Raw genomic sequence first — 19,691 nt, forward strand, 5'->3', positions numbered from 1 at the left:
TCCGAGCGGTCGCGCCCTGGGGCACGCTCAGAGGCGGCTAAGAAGAAGCAGAAAGCCACGGGGGGCAGAGGCGCGGCAGGCCGCACCCGATGCGATGGCGATATGGATTTCCCGTGTCATGGGGCCGGACTATACGAACGATTCCCGAAAAGAAAAGCCGAAAATCCGGGCGGCGGCGGCGGTCGCCGGCGTCGACAGCTTGACGCCGGGGCCGGACCGGGGTTCTGTGCTGACAGGTATCTGTGCAGGCCAGAAAGACCGTTGCAGAAATGGCGCGTTCCAAACGGGCGGCGAAATCGGCCCCGAACCCCTATTCTACCCTTCCGCCGAAAGCCTTCTGGCGCACCGGTGTCGCAGAGGCGGGCCTCTGGGGGCTGACGGGGCTTTGGGCGTCGAAATGGAAACTGCCCAGTGACGCCCGGTTTGCAACCTTCGGGTCCTGCTTTGCCCAGCATATCAGCCGGGCGCTGGTGGCGCGCGGGCTGACCTGGTTCAACGCCGAACCCGCGCCGCGCCGGTCCGATCGCGATCAGGCCGCGCGCTACAACTACAACGTCTTTTCGGCGCGGACGGCGAACATCTACACGGCGGCACAGCTTCTGGCGCTGGTGCGGCTGGCGTCGGGGCAGGATGCCGCCGATGGCCCTGAACTCTGGCCCGAGGATGGGCGGTTTCGCGACAGCCTGCGCCCCGCCATCGAACCGCAGGGCTTCATCAGCCGCGACGAGGCGCTTCTGTCGCGCGCCGCCATGCTGCGGGCCTTCCGCCGCTGCATCACCGATGCCGAGGTCTTCATCTTCACGCTTGGCCTGACCGAAGGGTGGGAAAACCGCAAGACCGGGCAGTGCTATCCGGTCTGCCCCGGCACCGTGGCCGGGCGGTTCGATCCCGAGGCGCATGTCTTCCGCAACTATGCCTATCCTGACATCCGTGCCGCGCTGGATCAGGCGTTCGGCCTTATGTGGGGCCTGAACCCCGACCTGCGCATCCTGCTGACGGTCTCGCCCGTGCCGCTGACGGCGACGGCGTCGGGCGGGCATGTCCTGACCGCGACGACCTATTCCAAATCGACGCTGCGCGCCGTCGCCGGCGATCTGGCGGCGGCCGACGCGCGGGTCGATTACTTTCCGTCGTACGAGATCATATCCGGCGCGCCCGCGCGGTCGGGGTTTTTCGAGCCGAACATGCGGTCGGTCGCGCCCGCGGGCGTGGATTTCGTGATGCAGCATTTCTTTGCCGGGCTCGATGTCTCTGCCCCGGCCCTTCGGCAGGCCGACGCCACGGACGAACGCGAGGCACGGATCGCCGCCGAAATGGAGGCCGAGGAACTGGTGTGCGAGGAAATGGTGCTGGAGCGGTTCAATGCTTCCTGACGTGATCATCCTCGGCGACAGTCATTCCAACGCGCTGATGGAAGGCTGCGAGGCGCATGGCCTGAAGGCCGAGATGATCCGGTTTTCCGGCAATCTCTGGCATGGCCGCCGGATCGTCGTGCATCCCGAACACGGCGTCTGGATTTCCAAGCCGAAGGCGTTGCAGAGGCAGATCCTCGATCTGCGGCAGAAGCTGGGAGGGCGGTCGATCCTGTCGCCCGATGTGCCCGTGATCGGCAGCTTCGGGTTTCACCTTGGACGTTTCGCGCCGATGTTCGGATTGCAGGGGCATGTGACGCAACGGTCGGAATTCGAGGCCGATCCCGAAAGCCTGTTCGTGTCCTCGGCCTATGTGCGCGAATACGTCACCGGCCTGCGCACCAGCCATGTGCGGTTGGCCAGGCATTTCGACCAGCAGACGAACCTTGTCATGGTCGCCCCCCCGTTCGCCAGCAATCAGCCCAACATGAGGACATTCTACGACTTCATGCTGGATTGGATGCGCGCGGTCGGGTTGCGGGTCTATGATCCGAACGCCGATCTTGTGAAGGCTGGAATGGCGCTGGACCCGTCCTATCTGCTGGACGACGGCCGGCACGGAAATGGCAGGTATGGCGCCGAGGTCATCGGCAACATGATCGCTCAGGGCCTGATCCGCCGCGCCGCATGAAGGCTTTGGCCGCAAACGACGGGGCAGGGTTTGGAACGGGCATTGGTGATCGGGGCCTCGGGGGCCATCGGCGGGGCACTTGCGCGTGCGCTTGAGGCGCGGGGCCATCAGGTCACCGCGCTGTCGCGGTCGGGTGACGGGCTGGACCTGACCGATGAGGCCAGCATCGCGGCGGCCCTTGCCGGGCTGAAGGGGCCGTTTCACCGGGTGATCGTCGCCACCGGCGCGCTGGAACTGAACGGGCATCGCCCCGAAAAGACCCTTCGCGCGCTTGATCCTCATGCGCTGGCAGAACAGTTCGCGCTGAATGCAACCGGCCCCGCGCTGGTCCTGAAACACGTCCTGCCGCATCTGCCACGGGACGTGCCCGCGCGCTTTGCTGCCCTGTCGGCGCGGGTCGGGTCGATCGGGGACAACCGGCTGGGCGGCTGGTATTCCTACCGGGCGGCCAAGGCGGCGCTGAACCAGCTGATCCATACCGCCGCGATCGAGATCGCCCGCACCCATCCGCAGGCGGTGATCTGCTGCCTGCATCCGGGCACTGTGGCAACGCCCCTGACGGCGGCCTATGCCGGGGGCCATCCGACGGTGACGCCCGAAGTCGCGGCCCAAAACCTGCTTGCCGTGCTGGACCGGATGACCCCGGCCAACAGCGGCGGCTTCTTTGACTGGAAGGGCGACCCGATCCCATGGTGAGCCTTGTTCTGGTTCTGGGCGATCAGCTTTCGCAAAGCCTGTCGGCCTTGCGTGCGGCCGATCCGTCGCGCGATGTGGTCGTGATGGCCGAGGTGATGGAGGAAGGCACCTATGTGCCCCACCATCCGCAGAAGATCGCGCTGATCCTTGCCGCGATGCGCAAGTTCGCCATGCGGCTTGAGGCGCAGGGCTGGCGGGTGGCCTATACCCGGCTTGACGATCCCGCGAACACCCAGTCCCTGCCGGGCGAGGTGATGCGCCGCGCTGCCGAATTCGGGGCCGGACACATCCACCTGACCCGCCCCGGCGAATTCCGGGTTGAAACGGCGCTTCTGGGCCTGCCGCTGGATCAGCACTGGCTCGAGGATGATCGGTTTCTCTGTTCGCGGGCCGAATTCGCCGCTTGGGCCGAGGGGCGCAAGGTGCTGCGGATGGAATGGTTCTATCGCGAGATGCGGCGGCGCACCGGCTATTTGATGGAGGGCGAGGACCCCGCAGGGGGGCAGTGGAACTTTGACCACGAAAACCGCAAGCCGGCCGAAGCCGACCTGTTTCGCGCCCCGCCGCCCCGGTTCCCGCCCGATCCCGTCACCGAAGAGGTCCTGGATCTGGTCGCTGCGCGGTTTCCCGCGCATTTCGGCCGTCTGCGCCCCTTCGGCTGGGCGACCGACCGCGAAGGCGCGCTGGCCGCGCTGGATCATTTCGCGACCCATGCGCTTGCGGATTTCGGCAGCTATCAGGATGCGATGCTGGCGGGCGATCCGTTCCTGCACCATTCGCTTCTGTCCCCTTACCTCAACATCGGGCTTCTGGACCCGCGCGAGGTCTGCGACCGGGTCGAGGCCGAATGGCGCGCCGGGCGCGTGCCGCTGAATTCCGCCGAAGGCTTCATCCGCCAGATCATCGGCTGGCGCGAGTATGTCCGGGGCATCTACTGGATGACGGCCCCCGAATACCTCCGGCAGAACGCCCTTGGCCATGACCGGCGGCTGCCCGCGATCTACTGGGGGGGCGAAACGCGGATGGCCTGCATGAAGGCCGCGATCGGCCAGACCCGCGATCTGGCCTATGCCCATCACATCCAGCGCCTGATGGTCACGGGCAACTTCGCGCTTCTGGCCGGGGTCGATCCGGCAGAGGTGCATGAATGGTACCTGTCGGTCTATGTCGACGCCTTCGAATGGGTCGAGGCGCCGAACACCCTGGGCATGAGCCAGTTCGCCGACGGCGGGCTTCTGGGGTCCAAGCCCTATGTCAGTTCGGGCGCCTATATCGACCGGATGTCGGATTACTGCGGTGGTTGCGCCTATCGGGTGAAGGACAGGACCGGCCCGCGCGCCTGTCCGTTCAACCTGCTCTACTGGCATTTCCTCAATCGTCACCGCGATCGGTTCCAGCGCAATCCGCGCATGGCCCAGATGTACCGCACCTGGGACCGGATGGACCCCGGCCACCGCGCGCGCGTCCTGTCCGAGGCCGGTGCGCTGCTGTCGCGGCTGGACGATGGCCAGGTCGTCTGATCATTTGTGCAAAATTGCACATGTGACCTGCATTGCCGTCTTTCCCCTCACGCCTCGCTGAGATGCCGTGATCCGCGTCATCCAGTGATCTTTCAAGATTTTGAAAAATGGCCAATTTGTCGGGAAAATCGTGGTTTTTCGTGTCCGTCGTGCCGATCCGTCCCGCTTTCGGTTTGCTACATCACGTTCCGTGCAAATCCGGGTGATCTTCGGTGATCTGTGTGTGATTTCACAAAAGCCGATCGTTGCCCCATCTTCGGTTCATCGGAGGCAACAACGCCCCGCCACACAAAACGAAAGGACCACACCATGAAAAAGATCGCTCTTGCCCTGACCGCCTTCGCCGCCCTGACCACCGCCGCTTCGGCGATGACCGAAAGCGGGCTCACGACCGCCGCCGAGATCGAGGTTCTGTCGGCTCTTCCGGGCGCTGACCTGTCCAACCTGACCTCGGATCAGATTGCCGCGCTCGAAGGCGTGGTGAACGGCGAAGACAGCGGCGTTGGCGCGAAGATCCGCGCGATCCTGAACTGATCTGCCGAAGTGCAAGTTCCGTGCGGCCACCCTTCGGGGTGGCCGTTTGCGTTCAGGGCGCCGGTTGCAGGATCCTGTCTGGTGGCAGGGATTCTGTCTGGCGTCAGGGGTTCTGTCCGGGGGCGGGGGCCGCAGCCTCGCCGGCGGGTGCTTCCCCTTCGGCGGGCAGGGCTGCCGAATCCGAATCTGTACCTTGCGGCACCTCGCCCGGCCCGATCAGCAGGCCGTTGCGCCATTCCCCTGCCGTTTCCTGACCCGTCGAATAGCGCAAGACGCCCTGGCCCTGACGCTTGCCCGCGACGAAACCGCCTTCGTAGACATCGCCGTTCGGATAGGTGGCCGTTCCCTGGCCCTCGATCACGCCATCTTTCCACTGCCCGGAATAGCGGAAGCCGTCGGCCATCGTCAGCTCGCCCTCGCCGTTGCGACGGCCATTGGCGAAGGTGCCGCGATAGACGGAGCCGTCGGGATAGGTCGCGACGCCCAGACCCTGCCGCACACCCGCCTGCCATTCCCCTTCATAGCGATAGCCGTCGGGAAGCGTGATCACCCCCTGGCCGTTCGGGCGTGTATCCCTGAACTGGCCCTCGTAGACGCCGCCACCGGAATAACCCGCCTTGCCCTGGCCCTCGATCGCGCCCGCGGTCCATTCGCCCTCGAAATAGGTGCCGTCGGGATAGGTTATGCGCCCCATCCCGTCGGGCTGGTCGGCCGCGATCCTGCCCTGATAGCGGGACCCGTCTGGGTAGGTCAGGACGCCACTGCCCTGCATCCGGCCCTCGACCCAGTCGCCGTCATAGGAAAACCCCTCGGTGGTGCGGAAGACGCCGCGCCCGTGGCGGCGGTCATTGACGAAATCGCCTTCGTAGACGTCGCCGTTGCCATAGGTCAGCCGCCCGCGTCCCTGACGGACACCGTTGGCCAGCGGCCCTTCGTAGACGTCGCCGTTGGGCTGGGTCAGGCGGCCCGTGCCGTTCATCTGCCCGTTGGCCCAGTCGCCTTCATAGACGAGGCCGTCGGGTGTGGTCAGCTTGCCCTGGCCCGCGCGCAGTCCGGCGACGAAGCCGCCTTCGTAGACCGTGCCATCGGGAAAGGTGACGCGGGCCTGGCCTTCCTTGACGCCCATCTTCCAGTCGCCGTCATAGACCGTGCCGTCGGGGCTGGTCAGGCGGCCCTGGCCTTCCTGGACGGCGTTGACGAACTGGCCTTCATAGACCGATCCGTCGGCATGGCGCGCGATGCCAGTGCCCGTCATCCGGCCGTCGCGCCATTCTCCTTCGTAGCTACCGCCATCGGCATAGACGATCCGGCCCTGGCCTTCCGGCTTGCCCGCCGCGAAATCGCCTTCATAGACCGACCCGTTGGGATAGCGCGCGCGCCCCTTGCCGCGGATCTCGCCCTCGACCCAGTCGCCTTCGTATTCGTATCCGTTCGGAAGCCGGTATATGCCGCGCCCGTGCTGCAAGCCGTCCTTGAACGTCCCTTCGTAGATCGAGCCGTCGGCATACTGCTTCGAGATGACCTCGCCGGCCTCCTGCGCGCCCGCGGGAAGGGCCAGGGCCGCTGCCAGCACCGCAACCGCGACGATGCTTCCGTTCCGTCCGGATGTCCCTGCCATGCGTTCCGCCCCCTGCCACCCTCTGATTCCCGGCCGCTCGGGCCGGGCAAGACCGCCGAAAACCCTAGCCCCCGTGCCCCTGCCTGACAAGGCACCGGGCCGATCGCCGCTTTTCCTTGGGCGTCAGTCTGCTAAGTCATGGCTTGGACGATTGCGAAAGGGCAGGGGCCATGGCCGACCGATTCCGCCTGACACTGGCACAGCTGAACCCCACCGTCGGGGAGATCGCGGCAAATGCCGAAAAGGCGCGGGCGGCTTGGGCCGCCGGACGCGCGGCCGGTGCGGACATGGTCGCGCTGACCGAGATGTTCATCACCGGCTACCAGACGCAGGACCTGATCCTGAAGCCTGCCTTCGTCGCCGATGCCATCGCCGCGATCGAACGGCTGGCCGCCGAATGCGCCGATGGCCCCGCGCTGGGGATCGGTGGGCCGCATCTGCGCGACATGAAACTTTACAACGGCTATTACATCCTGCGTGGCGGGCGGATCGAAACGGTGGTGCTGAAGCATCACCTGCCGAATTCGGATGTGTTCGACGAAAAGCGCGTCTTCGCCTCGGCCGAGGTGAACGGGCCCTACCGGATCGGGCCGGTCCGGATCGGCAGCCCGATCTGCGAGGATGCCTGGCATCCCGATGTCTGCGAGACGCTGGAGGAAACCGGGGCCGAGATCCTGCTGGTCCCGAACGGTTCGCCCTATCACCGTGGCAAGCCCGACCTTCGGCTGAACCTGATGGTGGCCCGCGTGATCGAAACGGGCCTGCCTCTGGTCTATCTGAACATGGTGGGCGGGCAGGACGATCAGGTGTTCGACGGATCGTCGATGGTGCTGAACCCCGGCGGCCATCTGGCCGCCCAATTGCCGCAGTTCGATGAGGCGGTGGAGCATGTGGATTTCATCCGGACCGCCGAGGGCTGGCGCGCCGAACAGGGCGTGATGGCCGAAATCCCCCGGATCTGGGAGGCCGATTACCGTGCCTGCGTGATGGGGCTTGCCGATTACATGGCCAAGACCGGATTTCGCAAGGCGGTTCTGGGGCTGTCGGGCGGGATCGACAGCGCCATCGTCGCCACCATCGCCGCCGATGCGCTGGGGCCGGAAAACGTGCGCTGCGTGATGCTTCCCTCGCCCTATACCTCGGATCATTCGCTTGAGGATGCGGCGGCGGTGGCGCGAAACCTCGGCTGCCGGATCGACACGGTGCCGATTTCCGGCGCGCAGGCCGCCGTGGGCGATACGCTCGCCCCCCTGTTCGCGGGCACCGAACCGGGGATCACCGAGGAAAACATCCAGTCGCGCCTGCGCGGCCTGATGCTGATGGCGATCTCGAACAAGTTCGGCGAAATGCTTCTGACCACCGGCAACAAGTCCGAGGTGGCGGTTGGCTATTGCACGATCTATGGCGACATGAACGGCGGCTACAATCCGATCAAGGACATGTACAAGACCCGCGTGTTCGAAACCTGCCGCTGGCGCAACGAAAACCACCGCCCCTGGATGAAGGGCCCGGCAGGCGCCGTGATTCCCGAACGGGTCATCACCAAGCCCCCAAGCGCCGAGTTGCGACCCGACCAGAAGGACCAGGACAGCCTGCCGCCCTACGAGGTGCTGGATGCGATTCTCGACGGGTTGATCGAACGCGAGCTTTCGGTGGCCGAGCTGGTCGACATGGGGTTTGACCTGGCCACGGTCAAGCGCGTGGAACACCTGCTTTTCATCAGCGAATACAAGCGGTTCCAGTCCGCCCCCGGCACGCGGCTCACGATCCGCGCCTTCTGGCTGGACCGCCGCTATCCGATCGCAATGCGCTGGCGGGATGAAACGGGCGGCAAGTCCGGCGCCTGAAGGCGGCCCCTTCAGATCGCCGTCGTCACGCAGGACGCAACCAGCCGTTCGGCATCCTCGCGGCGGCAAAGCTCGGTCGCGTCTGTCATCACGGCGGCGGCCGCGGCGGCGGTCCCGAAGGCCAGCGCGACCTGCGGCGCCTTGCCCCTTTCGATGGCCAGCACATGCGCCGCGACAAAGCTGTCGCCCGCGCCGACCGGGCTGACAACGGCGACGCGGGGCGGCGCGGAATGCCAGCGCCCGTGCCGCGTGGCCAGCACCGACCCATCCGCGCCGCGCGCCACGATGACGCTTTCGGCCACGCCCCGCGCGACCAGACCGGCGGCGAAGTCGGCGGTGTGGCTGCGTTCGGGCAGCGGGCCGCCTGCCAGGTCCTCGGCCTCGTCGCTGTCCATCCTGAGGGTTGTCAGGCCCGGAACCGGGGCCCCGGCCAGATCGGCCAGCGGCGCACCGGACGTGTCGATCAGGACTGCCGCGATCGGTGCCACCTCGGCCACGGCCTGCCGCAGGAAATCGGGTGCCACCCCCGGCGGCAGGCTGCCCGAAATCACCACCTGCCCGTCATGCGGCGCATGATGGCGGATCAGTTCCAGCGCGCGGGCCGTGGTGCGGGCGTCCCAGTCCTGGCCCGGAAGGACAAAGCGGAACTGCCGCCCGGTCGTCTCTTCGGTCACGGCGAGGTTCTCGCGCGATTCCCCCGGCGCGGAAAAGGTGGCAAGGGCGACCCCGTCCTGTTCCAGCAATTCCGCCAGCCTCCGCCCGGTGGCCCCGCCAAGCGCCACCAACGCCGTGCTGTCGCCGCCCAGCTTGCGGATCGCCCGCGACACGTTGATACCGCCGCCGCCCGGGTCCAGCCGGGGCGGCGCACAGCGCAGTTTCATGCCGGCCACGATCTCGGTCGTGTGGGTGGAAACGTCCAGCGTGGGGTTCAGCGTCACGGTCAGGATGCGGGTCATCGCGGGCGGGTCCGGTCAGGCGCCCCCGGTGCAGGGCACTGCCCCAACCCTGCCAGAGCCGGGTCGGTCTGACAACGGGCGGCGGTGCAGGATCGGCCCGCCCGCAGACCAAAGCCTTGCCATCGCGGGAATTCGCCCGCAGGCTCTTGCCGGATCATCCACGGGAGGAAGCGATGCACGGACGGATCATGCTGGCGGCGGCCATGATGGCGCTGGCCCTGCCCGCCGGGGCACAGACGCCGTCGGACCGCTACGAGGCCCGCGGCACGGTCGTGGCCGAAATCGGGGGCGAGACGATGGAGCTCGTGGTGCCCTTCGACCGCGAAAACAAGACCGCCTTCGCGCAGGTCACGGCGATCATGGGCACGTCGACCAGCGTGAACGTGGTGGGCATGAGCGTGGGCGAGAATGGCAAGCCCGCGCCGCCGATGGTACAGGCCACCTTCTTGACCAGCGGCGCCGGGACCAGCGTCCTTTCGGTAGAACTGTTCGATGACGGGGGCATGGACGCGCCCGCGATCATGAGTGACGAATTCGGATCGGTCACGCTGGACCGGTTCAATTTCGACGGCCAGACACTCGAGGCCGAGGTCTCGGGGCAGATGCAGCGCGTCGCGGGCTATGCGCAGGGCAATCCCGCCGCCGATGGGGCCCCGCCCGTCCCCGCGCGCATCGTCATCTCGACCGAGGTTGCCCCCGCGGAATGATCCGCCCGAAACGAAGACGCCGCCCGAAGGCGGCGTCTGATCTGGCTGTCGCGGCGATCGCGGTCTCAGCCGTTCAGCATCATCTGATAGCTGGAGGGCACATAGTGGAAGCCTTCGCCGCGGGTCTCGACAAACCCCATCGCGGGGAAGGGCATGTGATAGCCGATGAAGGGCACGCGGTCGGCGGCCAGCATGCCCAGAAGGCTGCGGCGCGTCGCGGCGGCGGCGGCCTTGTCCATGTCGAAGCGCACTTCCCAGTCGGGATGGGCCAGCGACCAGACGTAATGGTTCGTCGCGTCCGCGATCAGCGCCAGGCGCTGCCCGTCGCTTTCCAGCATATAGGTCATGTGCCCCGGCGTATGGCCGAAAGCCGCCATCGCGGTGATCCCGCCGGTAACCGAACCGCCGTCGTCAAGGAAGGTGAAACGGTCATTCATCGGGACGACGTTCTTGGCGAATCCCTCGTTGTCGGTACCCGACCAGTGGTTATGTTCGATCGCCCCCGTCACATAGCGTGCATTGGCGAAAGTGGCGCTGCCATCCTCGCCCACCATGCCGCCGATATGGTCGCCGTGCATATGGGTCAGCACCACGACATCGACCTGGTCGGGCGTGTAGCCCGCCGCGGCCAGCGCGCCGGTGATACCCGCAGCGGCAAGGCCCGTGTCGAACAGCACAAGTTCGGTTCCCGTGTTGACGACCGTCGGGGTGAAGAAGAACTGCGCCTTGTCGGTCGGGATGAAGGCCGCGTCGGATGCCGCCTTGAACTCGTCAGCCGAGGCGTTCAGGCCGAAGATCTCGTTCGGGTTGTCGACGGTGCGGGTCCCGGCCAGCAGCGCCGTCACCTCGAAGCTGCCCAGCTTGAACCGGTTGAACTGCGGCGCGGCGCTGCCCAGCATCCCGGCTGCCGCGCGGGCGGGGGTGGCGGGCAGGGCGGCAGCAAGCGGAAGCGCTGCACCGGCCAGAAGGGCCGTGCGGCGGCTGATCATCGGGGACGTCATGCGGGGTTTCATCAGGCAATCCTCCTTTGTCTGGCTATTACCCGAAATGGTAACTCCGAGACGGGGAAGGGAAAGTCACGCAGGCGTGAACCGGCCCTTTGATCGGTGCGCTGCCGCACCGCGCCTGTGCATCAGATCAGAGACCCCGATGCCCCCCCATCATTCCCACCATGGATCGACCACGGCGATATCCTCGTCGGACCAGCCGAAATGATGGGCCAGTTCGTGGATCACCACATGGGTCACAAGCTCGGCCAGGCTCACATTCCCGCGGTCGATCCATTCGTCGAGGATCGCGCGGCGAAAGAGCCAGATCACATCGGGGCCCATCGGCTGATCGCTGACCGATTTCTCGGTCAGGGGGGTGCCTTCGTAAAGCCCGGTCAGCTCGAACGGGTCGGCGATCTGCATCGCATCGAGGATCTCGTCAGAGGCGAAATCCTCCACCCGGATCACGACATGGGTGGCCGCGGCGCGCCAGGGTTCGGGCAAGTCGGCCACGGCCCCGTGTGCCAGCCGTTCGATCAGGGCGGCATCGGGGGCAAGGGCGGTTTCGGGGGTGACTGTCATGCGCCAAGTGTAGCGGGGCAGGGCGGGCCGCGCCATAGGGGGCAGGGCCCGTCGTCTGCCGCTTTCATTCTCGCGTGTGCGTGAAAATGCGGCGCCGATTTCCTCAGGCCGCGGGGACCCACCGTTCCAGCTGGTCAAGCTGCCGCGCCAATTCCGCACGGAACGCCTGGGCCAGCAGGGATTGCGGGCGGTGCGCGGGTTCGAGGATGGCGACCGAGCTTCGGATTGCCGGGTCGAAGGCGCGGAAAACGATCCCGGCCTTGGGGCAGCTTCGCGCGGTGATCCGGTCAACCAGGCTTGCGCACATGCCATGGGCAACCAGCTGGATCGCCGGCAGGAATGTCCGCAGAACGAACCGCCGGTTCAGCGTGGCGCCCGCCCGGGCAAAGGCGGCTTCCGTGGCCTGATTGGTGGAATGGTCGTCGAACAGCGTTGCCATGGGATAGTCGTGCAGGTCTTGCGGCGTCAGCGGACGATCCGCCGGAAACGGGTTCTCGGCAGGCAGGGCCAGGACGCATTCCAGATCCCAGGACTGGCTGAGGATCGATGTGCGCGCAGACGGGGTTTCGGCAAGCCCGATGTCGTATTCCTGGCTGGCGACCAGATCGGTCACCACCTGGGATGACCGCATCATCAGGTCGGCCTTTACGTCGGGCCGGTCGGTCAGGAACCCGGCCAGCAGCGAGGGGACGAAGAACCCCGATGCCGCCGGGTGGCAGGCGATGCGCAGGCTTCCGCGCTGGCGGTTGGCGAATTCCGCCATGGAGCGCGTGGTGCGGGCCAGCCGTTCAAGGATGTCTTCGGCCTCTTCCAGAAGGTAATGGGCTTCGGGGCAGGGGGTCAGGCGGCCGTGTTCGCGCAGGAAAAGCGCAAAACCCAGCTGGCCTTCGAGGTTGGCGATCACGGCGCTGACCGCCGGTTGCGTGCGCCCCAGAACGCGGCTTGCCTCGGAAATCGACCCGGTGCGCATCACTTCGCGGAAGGTCTGCAACTGCTGGATGGTGACGCGGCCAAGCATGCCATAAATCCGATCTATGCCCTAAACTGAATTTCCAATTTGAGTTTATGGGGGCGCTGCGTCAACCATGCTATCAGCCAAAAGGGGGAGGGCGATGGACAGATTTTCGGCGATCCTGCTGACCAGCCTGATCTGCATCGTGGCCCTGGGCCAGTTCGTGCAGGTGGTGACCCGGTATGTCCTTCAGGTGCCGGTCATGGGGTTGGAGGAAGCCATGATGTTTCCGACCCTGTGGCTTTACATCCTGGGCGCGGTCAACGCCTCGCGCGAGAACACGCACATCCGCGCGAATGTGCTTGAGATCTTCCTGACCACCGCCACCGCGCACCGCGTGCTGGCGATCGTGGGCGAGGTGATCAGCCTGATCATCGGTTTCTGGCTGACGACCTGGGTCTGGGATTTCACCCGCTATTCCTGGCGCGTGTGGAAGGAAAGCCCGACCCTCTACATCCCCACCTTCTATGGCGACGTCGCGCTGATGGTGGGGATGGTGCTGATGCTGATCTGGTCGGCGCTGCACCTTCTGCGCGACCTGCGCCATCTCGTGAAAGGCCCCAACCATGGTTGAAGTCGCGCTGCTTTCGGTTGGTGTCCTTGTCATCCTGCTGACGCTGGGCGTGCCCTTGCCCTGGTGCTTCGGCGGGGCGCTGATGGCGATGTATTTCATCGGCGACACGATCATGAAGGGCAATATCCTTTGGGGGATGCAGCAACTGGGCAATCCGGTGCTCCTGGCCATTCCGCTGTTCGTGCTGGCCGGCACGATCATGTCGGAAAGCGGCATCGCGGCCAGCCTTTTGCGGTTCGTCAGCGCCTTCATCGGCCATATCCGGGGCGGTCTGGGCGTGGTTGCCGCCGTATCCTGCGCGGTGATCGGGGCGATTTCCGGGTCCGGCCTGACCGGGATTGCCGCCATCGGGCCGCTATTGATCCCCGAGATGGAAAAGCGCGGCTATCCGCGGGCCTATGCGACCGCGCTGATCGCCAATTCGTCGATCCTTGGCCTGCTGATCCCGCCCTCGGTCACGATGATCGTTTATGGCTGGGTCACCGACACCTCGATCCTTGCCTGTTTCTTGGCAACGCTCGGGCCGGGGCTGCTGATCATGCTGAACTTTTCCATCGTCAACCTGGTCATGGCACGCAAGTTTCCGCTGGTGCTGGATGACAAGCCCTCGTTTTCGGAACTGACCTCCGAAGTCACCCGGCGTGGCATCCATGCCTTTCCGGCGCTGCTGATGCCGATCATCATCCTGGGCGGCATCTATGGCGGGGTGATGACCCCGACCGAAGCCGCGGCTGTCGCGGTGATCTATTCGGTGCCGGTGGGGTTCCTGATCTACAAGGGCCTGCGGCTGTCGAACTTCCTCGCCGCCGGGAAAGAGGCCGCCACCGCCGTCGGCGCGATCATGGTGATGATCCTGTTTTCCATGATCCTCAGCCAGATGTTCGTGCTGGAGGGCATCCCGCAGAAACTGGTCGGCGCAATCTTCGGGATTACCGAGGACCCCTCGATCCTGCTGGTCATGATCATCGTGCTGCTGATCCTGGTGGGCATGGTGGTGAATGACGTGACCGCCATCATCCTGATCGCGCCGCTTCTGTTGCCGCTGATGGGGGCGATCGGGGTCAACCCGGTGCATTTCGCGGCCATCATGGGCGTGACCACGGCGATGGGAGGCGTGACCCCGCCCTATGCCTCGATCCTCTACCTCGGTGCGCGGATCGGCAACGTGAAGGTCACCGCCGTCATCCCGCCCGCCATGCTGCTGATCGCGGTCGGATACATGCCGGTCGTGATCCTGACCGCCTTCTGGCCGGACCTGTCGCTCTGGCTGCCCCGGCTCTTCGGATACCAGTGACCCCAACAACGGAGGACAAGATGAAACACTACCTTTTCACGGCGGCAACCGCTGCGCTTCTGGCCCTGGGCCCGATGGCGCAGGCACAGGACCTGAAGCTGTCGCATGTGCGCCCGCAGGATGCGACGATCGACGTCGAGGTGCGCGCCTTCGCCGCCGCTGTTGCCGCCGCGACCGCTGACAAGGTCAAGATCGAGATTTTCCCGGCGTCGGCCCTGGGGGACTATACCACGGTGCAGGAACGCATTTCCGTGGGTGCCATCGACATGGCGGTGCAGCCCGCGGGCACCGCGGCCGACCGGCGGATGCAGATCGCATCCTTCCCCTATCTGGCGGAAAACTGGGCGCAGGCGCGCGCGGTCTATGGTCCGGGTGGCGCGGTGCGCGAGGCGATGGCCGAACTTTACGCCGCGCAGGACATCACGATGCTTGCGGCCTATCCGGTCTATTTCGGCGGCATCGCATTGAACCGCGACGCGGTCACCCCCGGATCGACGGAACCGAACGGCATCAAGGTGCGCGTGCCGGGCATCAAGTCGTTCCAGCTGACCGGCGAGGCCCTGGGGTACATCCCCGCCCCCATCCCCTTCTCCGAAGCCTTCACCGCCGTGCAGACCGGCGTGGTCGAAGGGGTGATCGGGTCGGGCGCCGAAGGCTACTATGCCAGCTTCCGCGACGTGACCAAGACCTACATCCCGGCCAATACCCATTTCGAGGTGTGGTTCATGATCATCTCGAACGAAAGCCTGTCCAATCTGGCCGAGGCCGATCAGGCAGCGCTGCGGGCCGAGGCCGAGGCCTTCGAGGCCAAACGCTGGGACGTGGCCGAGGCCGATCAGGCCGCGAACGAACAGAAGCTGGTCGATCTGGGCGCGACCCGCGTGGCGCTGAGCGATGAGGAACTTGCCGCCATGTCGGCCAAGGTCCGCGAAACCGTCTGGCCGCAGATCCTGGAAGACATCGGCGCGGACTGGGGGCAGGCGATCCTCGACAAGGTCGCCGCCGCGAACTGAGGCAGAACCGGGCGGGCCGGCGACGGCCCGCCACAGCCGGGGATTCTGGATGGAAAGCGATTATGCCATCATCGGCGGGGGCGTCGTGGGCCTGTCCGTCGCCTGGGGCCTGTTGCGCCGGGGCCGCAGCGTCACCGTGATCGACGGCGACGATGCCGGGCCGCGCGCCAGCCGGGGCAACTTCGGGCTGGTCTGGGTTCAGTCAAAAGGCATGAAGCAGCCGCGCTATGCGCAATGGTCGCAAACCTCGGCTGCCCTGTGGCGCGGCTTTGCCGGTGAACTGGGCGACCAGACCGGCATCGACCTCGGGCTGCGGCAGGACGGTGGCTACGACCTGCATTTTTCGGAAGAGACGCTGGCCGAAACGGTCGCGAAATACGACGTGCTGAAGCGCGAACTGGGGGGCGATTATCCCTTCGAAGTGCTCGGCCACAACGCGCTGCGCAAGGAAGAGCCGCACATCGGCCCCAAGGTCGTCGGGGCCATCCTGCACCGGCAGGACGGCCACGCGAACCCCTTGCGGCTGTTGCAGGCGCTGGCCGATGGCGTCCGGCGCGCGGGCGGGCGCGTGCTGACCGGGCGCAAGGTCGTCGCGGTGGATCGCGGCGATGGCTTTGCCGTGGCATGCGCCGATGGCACGCGCATCCGTGCGGACAGGGTGGTGCTTTCCGCCGGGCTTGGCGCGGCGCAGCTTGGGCCGTTGCTGGGGTTCCGGGCGCCGGTCCGCCCGCAACGGGGGCAGGTGCTGATCACCGAAAAACTGCCCCCCCTGATCAACCGCCCCTCGCTGATCGCCCGGCAGGTGAACGAAGGCGGCATCCAGATCGGGGCCACGAACGAAGAGGTGGGGCTTGACGATGGCGTGACGCGCAAGGGCCTTGCGCAGCTGGCGCAAGAGGCAGTGATGGCCTACCCGGCGCTGGCGCGCGCGCAGATGGTGCGCAGCTGGGGTGCGCTGCGGGTGCTGTCGCCCGACGGGCTGCCGATCTATCAGGAAAGCCCGACCCATCCCGGCGCCTATCTGGTCACTTGCCACAGCGGCATCACGCTGGCCGCGGTGCATGCGCTGCGCCTGCCCGACTGGCTGGAACGCACGCCGGAGGCGCCCGATCTGGAGGTTTTCAATGAAACCCGCTTTTCGTGATCTCGCGCCGGATGGCCCGAGGGTCATCCTGCGCATCGACGGGCACGACATGGCGATGCGCGACGGCGCGAACCTTGCCGCCGAGATGCTGGCCGCAGGGATCATGCCCTTTCGGCAGACGCCCGTCTCGGGCGCGCCGCGCGGGCCGTTCTGCATGATGGGGGCCTGCTTCGACTGTCTGGTCGAGATCGAGGGCACCACCCGGCAGGCCTGCCTGATGGAGGTCACGGCCGGGCTGGACATCACCTTGCCGAAAGGGCGGCGCGATGCATGAGGCCGAGCTGATCATTCTTGGCGCAGGTCCCGCGGGAATGGCGGCCGCGGCACGGGCGGCGGGGTTCGGGCTGTCGGTCCTGCTGCTGGACGAACAACCCCGCCCCGGCGGGCAGATCTGGCGCGAGGTCGGGCGCGCGGGGCCATTGCGCGGGGATCTGCTGGGCAGGGATTATACCGATGGCGCGCGCCATGTGGACCGTCTGGATCATCCGGGCATTTCCCATCTGGGGGGCGCCTCGGTCTGGCAGGTCGATCCTGCCGGCGAGGTCGCGTTCACGCGCAACGGCGCGGCGCAAGTGGCGCGCGGGCGGCGTATCCTTCTGGCGAATGGCGCGCTGGAACGCCCGATGCCACTGCCCGGCTGGACGCTGCCGGGGGTGATGACGGCGGGGGCGGCGCAGATCCTGCTGAAGGCGTCCGGGATCGTGGCCGAACGTGCGGTTCTGGTCGGGGCGGGGCCGCTGATCTATCTGGTGGCGGCGCAGATGGTGCGGGCGGGGACGCCCCCGCTTGCCCTTGTCGAAACGCAGACGCTGGGGGATGTCCTGCGCGCGGCACGGCATCTGCCCCGCGCCCTGGCCGGCATGGGCTATCTTCTGAAGGGGCTTGGGCTGTTGCGCGAACTGCGACGGGCGGGCGTCGCCCGGTTCACGGGGGCCACCTCCATCGCGATCGAGGGCACCGGGCGCGCCGAGGCCGTGACCTTCACCACCGGGAACGGCCCGCAGCGGATCGCCTGCGATACGGTGCTGCTGCATCATGGCGTGGTCCCGAACACGCAGGCCAGCCGGTCGATGGACCTGCCGCATGAATGGGACGATGCGCAGCGCAGCTTTCGCCCGGTGGTGGATGCCTGGGGGCGCAGCGCAGAGCCTTGCGTCTTCATCGCGGGGGACGGGGCCGGGATCGCCGGGGCGAAGGCCGCCACCCTGACCGGCCAGCTTTCAGCCCTTGCCATTGCCCATGACCTTGGCGCCCTGCCCGAGGCGGACCGCGACCTGGCCGCCCGCCCGCTGCGTGCGAAACTGGCGCTGGAAACCGCCGCGCGGCCGTTCCTCGACCGGGCCTATCCGCCCTGCGCGCAGGCCCTTGCGCCGGCCGATGAGACGATCATCTGCCGCTGCGAAGAAGTCACCGCCGGAACCATTCGCCATCAGGCCGCACTGGGCTGCCTCGGGCCCAATCAGACCAAATCCTTCTGCCGGGCGGGGATGGGGCCATGCCAGGGGCGCTATTGCGGGCTGACGGTGACCGAACTGCTGTCTGCCTGTCACGGCAGGCCGCAGCAGGCGACCGGCGCCTATCGCATCCGTGCGCCGCTGAAACCCGTAACCCTGGGCGAACTGGCAAATCTGGCCGAGTCCTGACGGGCCGGCCCGCATCGCCCCCCGTCCGGTCGCGTCGGATCGGGGCCGGATGCCGCCGCACCCTGCCCGATATGGACAAATCGCGGGACCTGTGAAAAGGGATGCGGGTTCAGGAGATCGCCCCGATGACCACCGTTACCCGCTTCGCCCCCTCGCCCACCGGCTATATCCATGTGGGCAACCTGCGCACCGCCTTGATGAACTACCTGATCGCCCGCAAGACGGGCGGCCGGTTCATCCTGCGACTGGACGATACCGATCAGGAACGGTCGAAGCAGGAATATGCCGACGGGATCATGCGCGATCTGGAATGGCTGGGTATCCACTGGGACCGCATCGAAAAGCAGTCGCTGCGGCTGGACCGTTATGCCGAGGCCGCCGATCAGCTGCGCGCCTCGGGCCGGTTCTACGAGGTCTTCGAGACGCCCGTCGAACTGGACCTGAAGCGCAAGAAGCAGCTGAACATGGGCCGCCCCCCGGTCTATGACCGCGCGGGGCTGAACCTGTCGGATGACGAAAAGGCGAAGCTGCGGGCCGAGGGGCGCGAGGGGTACTGGCGGTTCCTGCTGAACCAGAACCGGATCGAATGGGCCGACGGCATCCTTGGCCCGATCTCGATCGACGCGGCCTCGGTTTCCGATCCGGTGCTGATCCGGGCGGACGGCCAGGTGCTTTATACCTTCGCCTCGTCGGTCGATGACATCGACATGGGCGTGACGCATATCGTGCGCGGTGCCGACCATGTGACCAACACCGCGACCCAGATCCAGATCATGGAGGCGATGGGGGGTACGCCACCGGCCTTCGCCCATCACAGCCTGCTGACCGGCCCGCAGGGCGAGGCGCTGTCGAAACGCCTGGGCACGCTGTCGCTGCGCGACCTGCGCGCGCGGGGGGTGGAACCTGCGGCGCTTCTGAGCCTCATGGCGCGGCTTGGATCGTCGAAGCCGGTGGAGCTTATGACCTCGATGGACGAGTTGGCCGAAGGGTTCGAGCTTTCGTCCTTCGGTGCGGCGCCCACGAAGTTCGATGCCGAAGACCTGTTCCCGCTGACGCGCACCTACGTCGCGGGCCTGCCCTTCGCGGCGGTTGCCGGGCGCATCGCGGAACTGGGTGTGCCAGAGGGGATGGCCGAAGCCTTCTGGTCGGTCGCACGCGAGAACATCACCGTGCTGGACGACCTCGGCCAATGGTGGACGCTTTGCCGGGACGGGGCCGAACCGCTGGTCGCCCCCGAGGACGAGGCTTTCGTGCGCGAGGCGCTGGCCCTGCTGCCCGCCCGCCCCTGGACGCAGGCGACGTGGGGCGAATGGACCGAGGCGGTGAAGGCCGCCACGGGGCGCAAGGGCAAGGCGCTGTTCATGCCGCTGCGCAAGGCGCTGACCGGGCGCGAAAAGGGCCCCGAAATGTCCGACCTGATGCCGCTCTTGCAGGCGGTGCGGGGGGTCTGAAGGAAAAGGGGGGCTGTCTGCCCCCCTCTTTGCTTCGCAAATTCACCCCCCCGAGGATATTTCGGCCA

Annotated in this window: 19 protein-coding genes; 14 read left to right on the plus strand and 5 right to left on the minus strand. The window is 66.6% G+C overall.

Annotated elements, in window-relative coordinates; all coding sequences use genetic code 11:
• The first annotated feature begins 269 nt into the window (after positions 1–269).
• From E7811_RS16115 to E7811_RS16135, 5 genes are all read left to right on the plus strand, one after another.
• On the plus strand, positions 270–1,373 hold the full coding sequence (locus E7811_RS16115; protein WP_136395701.1) for a GSCFA domain-containing protein: 1,104 nt from the start codon (positions 270–272) through the stop codon (positions 1,371–1,373).
• Entirely contained in the window at positions 1,363–2,043 is a 681-nt protein-coding gene (locus tag E7811_RS16120) for a hypothetical protein (RefSeq protein WP_136395702.1), read from the plus strand. The genes E7811_RS16115 and E7811_RS16120 overlap by 11 nt, the downstream gene beginning before the upstream one ends.
• A 30-nt stretch (positions 2,044–2,073) precedes the next feature.
• On the plus strand, positions 2,074–2,739 hold the full coding sequence (locus tag E7811_RS16125) for an SDR family NAD(P)-dependent oxidoreductase (protein WP_136395703.1): 666 nt from the start codon (positions 2,074–2,076) through the stop codon (positions 2,737–2,739).
• Entirely contained in the window at positions 2,733–4,259 is a 1,527-nt protein-coding gene (locus tag E7811_RS16130) for a cryptochrome/photolyase family protein (protein ID WP_136395704.1), read from the plus strand. Before E7811_RS16125 ends, E7811_RS16130 begins: the two co-directional genes overlap by 7 nt.
• A gap of 309 nt (positions 4,260–4,568) precedes the next feature.
• Positions 4,569–4,793, plus strand: a complete 225-nt coding sequence (locus tag E7811_RS16135) for a hypothetical protein (RefSeq protein ID WP_136395705.1) — start codon at positions 4,569–4,571, stop codon at positions 4,791–4,793.
• A gap of 103 nt (positions 4,794–4,896) precedes the next feature.
• On the opposite strand, the gene E7811_RS16140 is transcribed toward E7811_RS16135, so the two are convergent.
• A complete protein-coding gene (locus E7811_RS16140) occupies positions 4,897–6,411 on the minus strand; it encodes an MORN repeat-containing protein (RefSeq protein ID WP_136395706.1) in 1,515 nt (504 codons plus the stop codon).
• Between the two features lie 170 nt (positions 6,412–6,581).
• Between E7811_RS16140 and E7811_RS16145 the strand changes: the two genes are divergently transcribed.
• Positions 6,582–8,258, plus strand: a complete 1,677-nt coding sequence (locus E7811_RS16145; RefSeq protein ID WP_136395707.1) for an NAD+ synthase — start codon at positions 6,582–6,584, stop codon at positions 8,256–8,258.
• A gap of 11 nt (positions 8,259–8,269) precedes the next feature.
• Here E7811_RS16145 and E7811_RS16150 read toward each other — a convergent pair whose 3' ends face one another.
• Entirely contained in the window at positions 8,270–9,214 is a 945-nt protein-coding gene (locus tag E7811_RS16150; RefSeq protein ID WP_136395708.1) for a 1-phosphofructokinase family hexose kinase, read from the minus strand.
• Between the two features lie 173 nt (positions 9,215–9,387).
• On the opposite strand from E7811_RS16150, the gene E7811_RS16155 reads away from it, so the two are divergent.
• Positions 9,388–9,921: a hypothetical protein gene (locus E7811_RS16155; protein WP_136395709.1), complete on the plus strand. Its 534-nt coding sequence runs from the start codon at positions 9,388–9,390 to the stop codon at positions 9,919–9,921.
• A gap of 65 nt (positions 9,922–9,986) precedes the next feature.
• On the opposite strand, the gene E7811_RS16160 is transcribed toward E7811_RS16155, so the two are convergent.
• The 3 genes from E7811_RS16160 to E7811_RS16170 form a co-directional block, all read right to left on the minus strand.
• Positions 9,987–10,934 (minus strand): MBL fold metallo-hydrolase, encoded by a 948-nt coding sequence (locus tag E7811_RS16160; RefSeq protein WP_246020499.1) that lies wholly within the window; start codon positions 10,932–10,934, stop codon positions 9,987–9,989.
• 147 nt (positions 10,935–11,081) lie between these two features.
• Positions 11,082–11,492, minus strand: coding sequence for a metallopeptidase family protein (locus E7811_RS16165; RefSeq protein ID WP_136395710.1), 411 nt, complete (start codon positions 11,490–11,492; stop codon positions 11,082–11,084).
• 103 nt (positions 11,493–11,595) lie between these two features.
• Complete coding sequence (locus E7811_RS16170) at positions 11,596–12,510, minus strand: LysR family transcriptional regulator (protein WP_136395711.1); 915 nt, start codon at positions 12,508–12,510, stop codon at positions 11,596–11,598.
• A 94-nt stretch (positions 12,511–12,604) separates the two neighbouring features.
• On the opposite strand from E7811_RS16170, the gene E7811_RS16175 reads away from it, so the two are divergent.
• The 7 genes from E7811_RS16175 (at position 12,605) to gltX (ending at position 19,623) form a co-directional block, all read left to right on the plus strand.
• Entirely contained in the window at positions 12,605–13,078 is a 474-nt protein-coding gene (locus E7811_RS16175) for a TRAP transporter small permease (protein ID WP_136395712.1), read from the plus strand.
• A complete protein-coding gene (locus E7811_RS16180; protein WP_136395713.1) occupies positions 13,071–14,372 on the plus strand; it encodes a TRAP transporter large permease in 1,302 nt (433 codons plus the stop codon). The genes E7811_RS16175 and E7811_RS16180 overlap by 8 nt, the downstream gene beginning before the upstream one ends.
• 20 nt (positions 14,373–14,392) lie before the next feature.
• Positions 14,393–15,385, plus strand: a complete 993-nt coding sequence (gene dctP / locus E7811_RS16185; protein WP_136395714.1) for a TRAP transporter substrate-binding protein DctP — start codon at positions 14,393–14,395, stop codon at positions 15,383–15,385.
• Positions 15,386–15,434: 49 nt separating this feature from the next.
• Positions 15,435–16,529 (plus strand): NAD(P)/FAD-dependent oxidoreductase, encoded by a 1,095-nt coding sequence (locus E7811_RS16190; protein WP_136395715.1) that lies wholly within the window; start codon positions 15,435–15,437, stop codon positions 16,527–16,529.
• Complete coding sequence (locus E7811_RS16195) at positions 16,510–16,803, plus strand: (2Fe-2S)-binding protein (RefSeq protein ID WP_136395716.1); 294 nt, start codon at positions 16,510–16,512, stop codon at positions 16,801–16,803. Before E7811_RS16190 ends, E7811_RS16195 begins: the two co-directional genes overlap by 20 nt.
• Complete coding sequence (locus tag E7811_RS16200) at positions 16,796–18,172, plus strand: FAD/NAD(P)-dependent oxidoreductase (protein WP_136395717.1); 1,377 nt, start codon at positions 16,796–16,798, stop codon at positions 18,170–18,172. The genes E7811_RS16195 and E7811_RS16200 overlap by 8 nt, the downstream gene beginning before the upstream one ends.
• A gap of 125 nt (positions 18,173–18,297) precedes the next feature.
• Positions 18,298–19,623 carry a glutamate--tRNA ligase gene (gene gltX / locus E7811_RS16205; RefSeq protein ID WP_136395718.1) on the plus strand — a complete coding sequence of 442 codons (1,326 nt, stop codon included), beginning with the start codon at positions 18,298–18,300 and terminating at the stop codon, positions 19,621–19,623.
• Positions 19,624–19,691: the final 68 nt, after the last annotated feature.

The sequence above is a fragment of the Aliigemmobacter aestuarii genome, assembly GCF_004799285.1.
GTDB classification, from domain to species: Bacteria; Pseudomonadota; Alphaproteobacteria; order Rhodobacterales; family Rhodobacteraceae; genus Aliigemmobacter; species Aliigemmobacter aestuarii.

Excerpts from the sequence above, each read along its gene's own strand:
- E7811_RS16115 (WP_136395701.1), top strand. The coding sequence starts at position 270 with ATGGCGCGTTCCAAACGGGCGGCGAAATCGGCCCCGAACCCCTATTCT.
- E7811_RS16120 (WP_136395702.1), top strand. The coding sequence starts at position 1,363 with ATGCTTCCTGACGTGATCATCCTCGGCGACAGTCATTCCAACGCGCTG.
- E7811_RS16130 (WP_136395704.1), top strand. The coding sequence starts at position 2,733 with ATGGTGAGCCTTGTTCTGGTTCTGGGCGATCAGCTTTCGCAAAGCCTG.
- E7811_RS16135 (WP_136395705.1), top strand. The coding sequence starts at position 4,569 with ATGAAAAAGATCGCTCTTGCCCTGACCGCCTTCGCCGCCCTGACCACC.
- E7811_RS16140 (WP_136395706.1), bottom strand. The coding sequence starts at position 6,411 with ATGGCAGGGACATCCGGACGGAACGGAAGCATCGTCGCGGTTGCGGTG.
- E7811_RS16145 (WP_136395707.1), top strand. The coding sequence starts at position 6,582 with ATGGCCGACCGATTCCGCCTGACACTGGCACAGCTGAACCCCACCGTC.
- E7811_RS16150 (WP_136395708.1), bottom strand. The coding sequence starts at position 9,214 with ATGACCCGCATCCTGACCGTGACGCTGAACCCCACGCTGGACGTTTCC.
- E7811_RS16155 (WP_136395709.1), top strand. The coding sequence starts at position 9,388 with ATGCACGGACGGATCATGCTGGCGGCGGCCATGATGGCGCTGGCCCTG.
- E7811_RS16160 (WP_246020499.1), bottom strand. The coding sequence starts at position 10,934 with ATGAAACCCCGCATGACGTCCCCGATGATCAGCCGCCGCACGGCCCTT.
- E7811_RS16165 (WP_136395710.1), bottom strand. The coding sequence starts at position 11,492 with ATGACAGTCACCCCCGAAACCGCCCTTGCCCCCGATGCCGCCCTGATC.
- E7811_RS16170 (WP_136395711.1), bottom strand. The coding sequence starts at position 12,510 with ATGCTTGGCCGCGTCACCATCCAGCAGTTGCAGACCTTCCGCGAAGTG.
- E7811_RS16175 (WP_136395712.1), top strand. The coding sequence starts at position 12,605 with ATGGACAGATTTTCGGCGATCCTGCTGACCAGCCTGATCTGCATCGTG.
- E7811_RS16180 (WP_136395713.1), top strand. The coding sequence starts at position 13,071 with ATGGTTGAAGTCGCGCTGCTTTCGGTTGGTGTCCTTGTCATCCTGCTG.
- dctP (WP_136395714.1), top strand. The coding sequence starts at position 14,393 with ATGAAACACTACCTTTTCACGGCGGCAACCGCTGCGCTTCTGGCCCTG.
- E7811_RS16190 (WP_136395715.1), top strand. The coding sequence starts at position 15,435 with ATGGAAAGCGATTATGCCATCATCGGCGGGGGCGTCGTGGGCCTGTCC.
- E7811_RS16195 (WP_136395716.1), top strand. The coding sequence starts at position 16,510 with ATGAAACCCGCTTTTCGTGATCTCGCGCCGGATGGCCCGAGGGTCATC.
- E7811_RS16200 (WP_136395717.1), top strand. The coding sequence starts at position 16,796 with ATGCATGAGGCCGAGCTGATCATTCTTGGCGCAGGTCCCGCGGGAATG.
- gltX (WP_136395718.1), top strand. The coding sequence starts at position 18,298 with ATGACCACCGTTACCCGCTTCGCCCCCTCGCCCACCGGCTATATCCAT.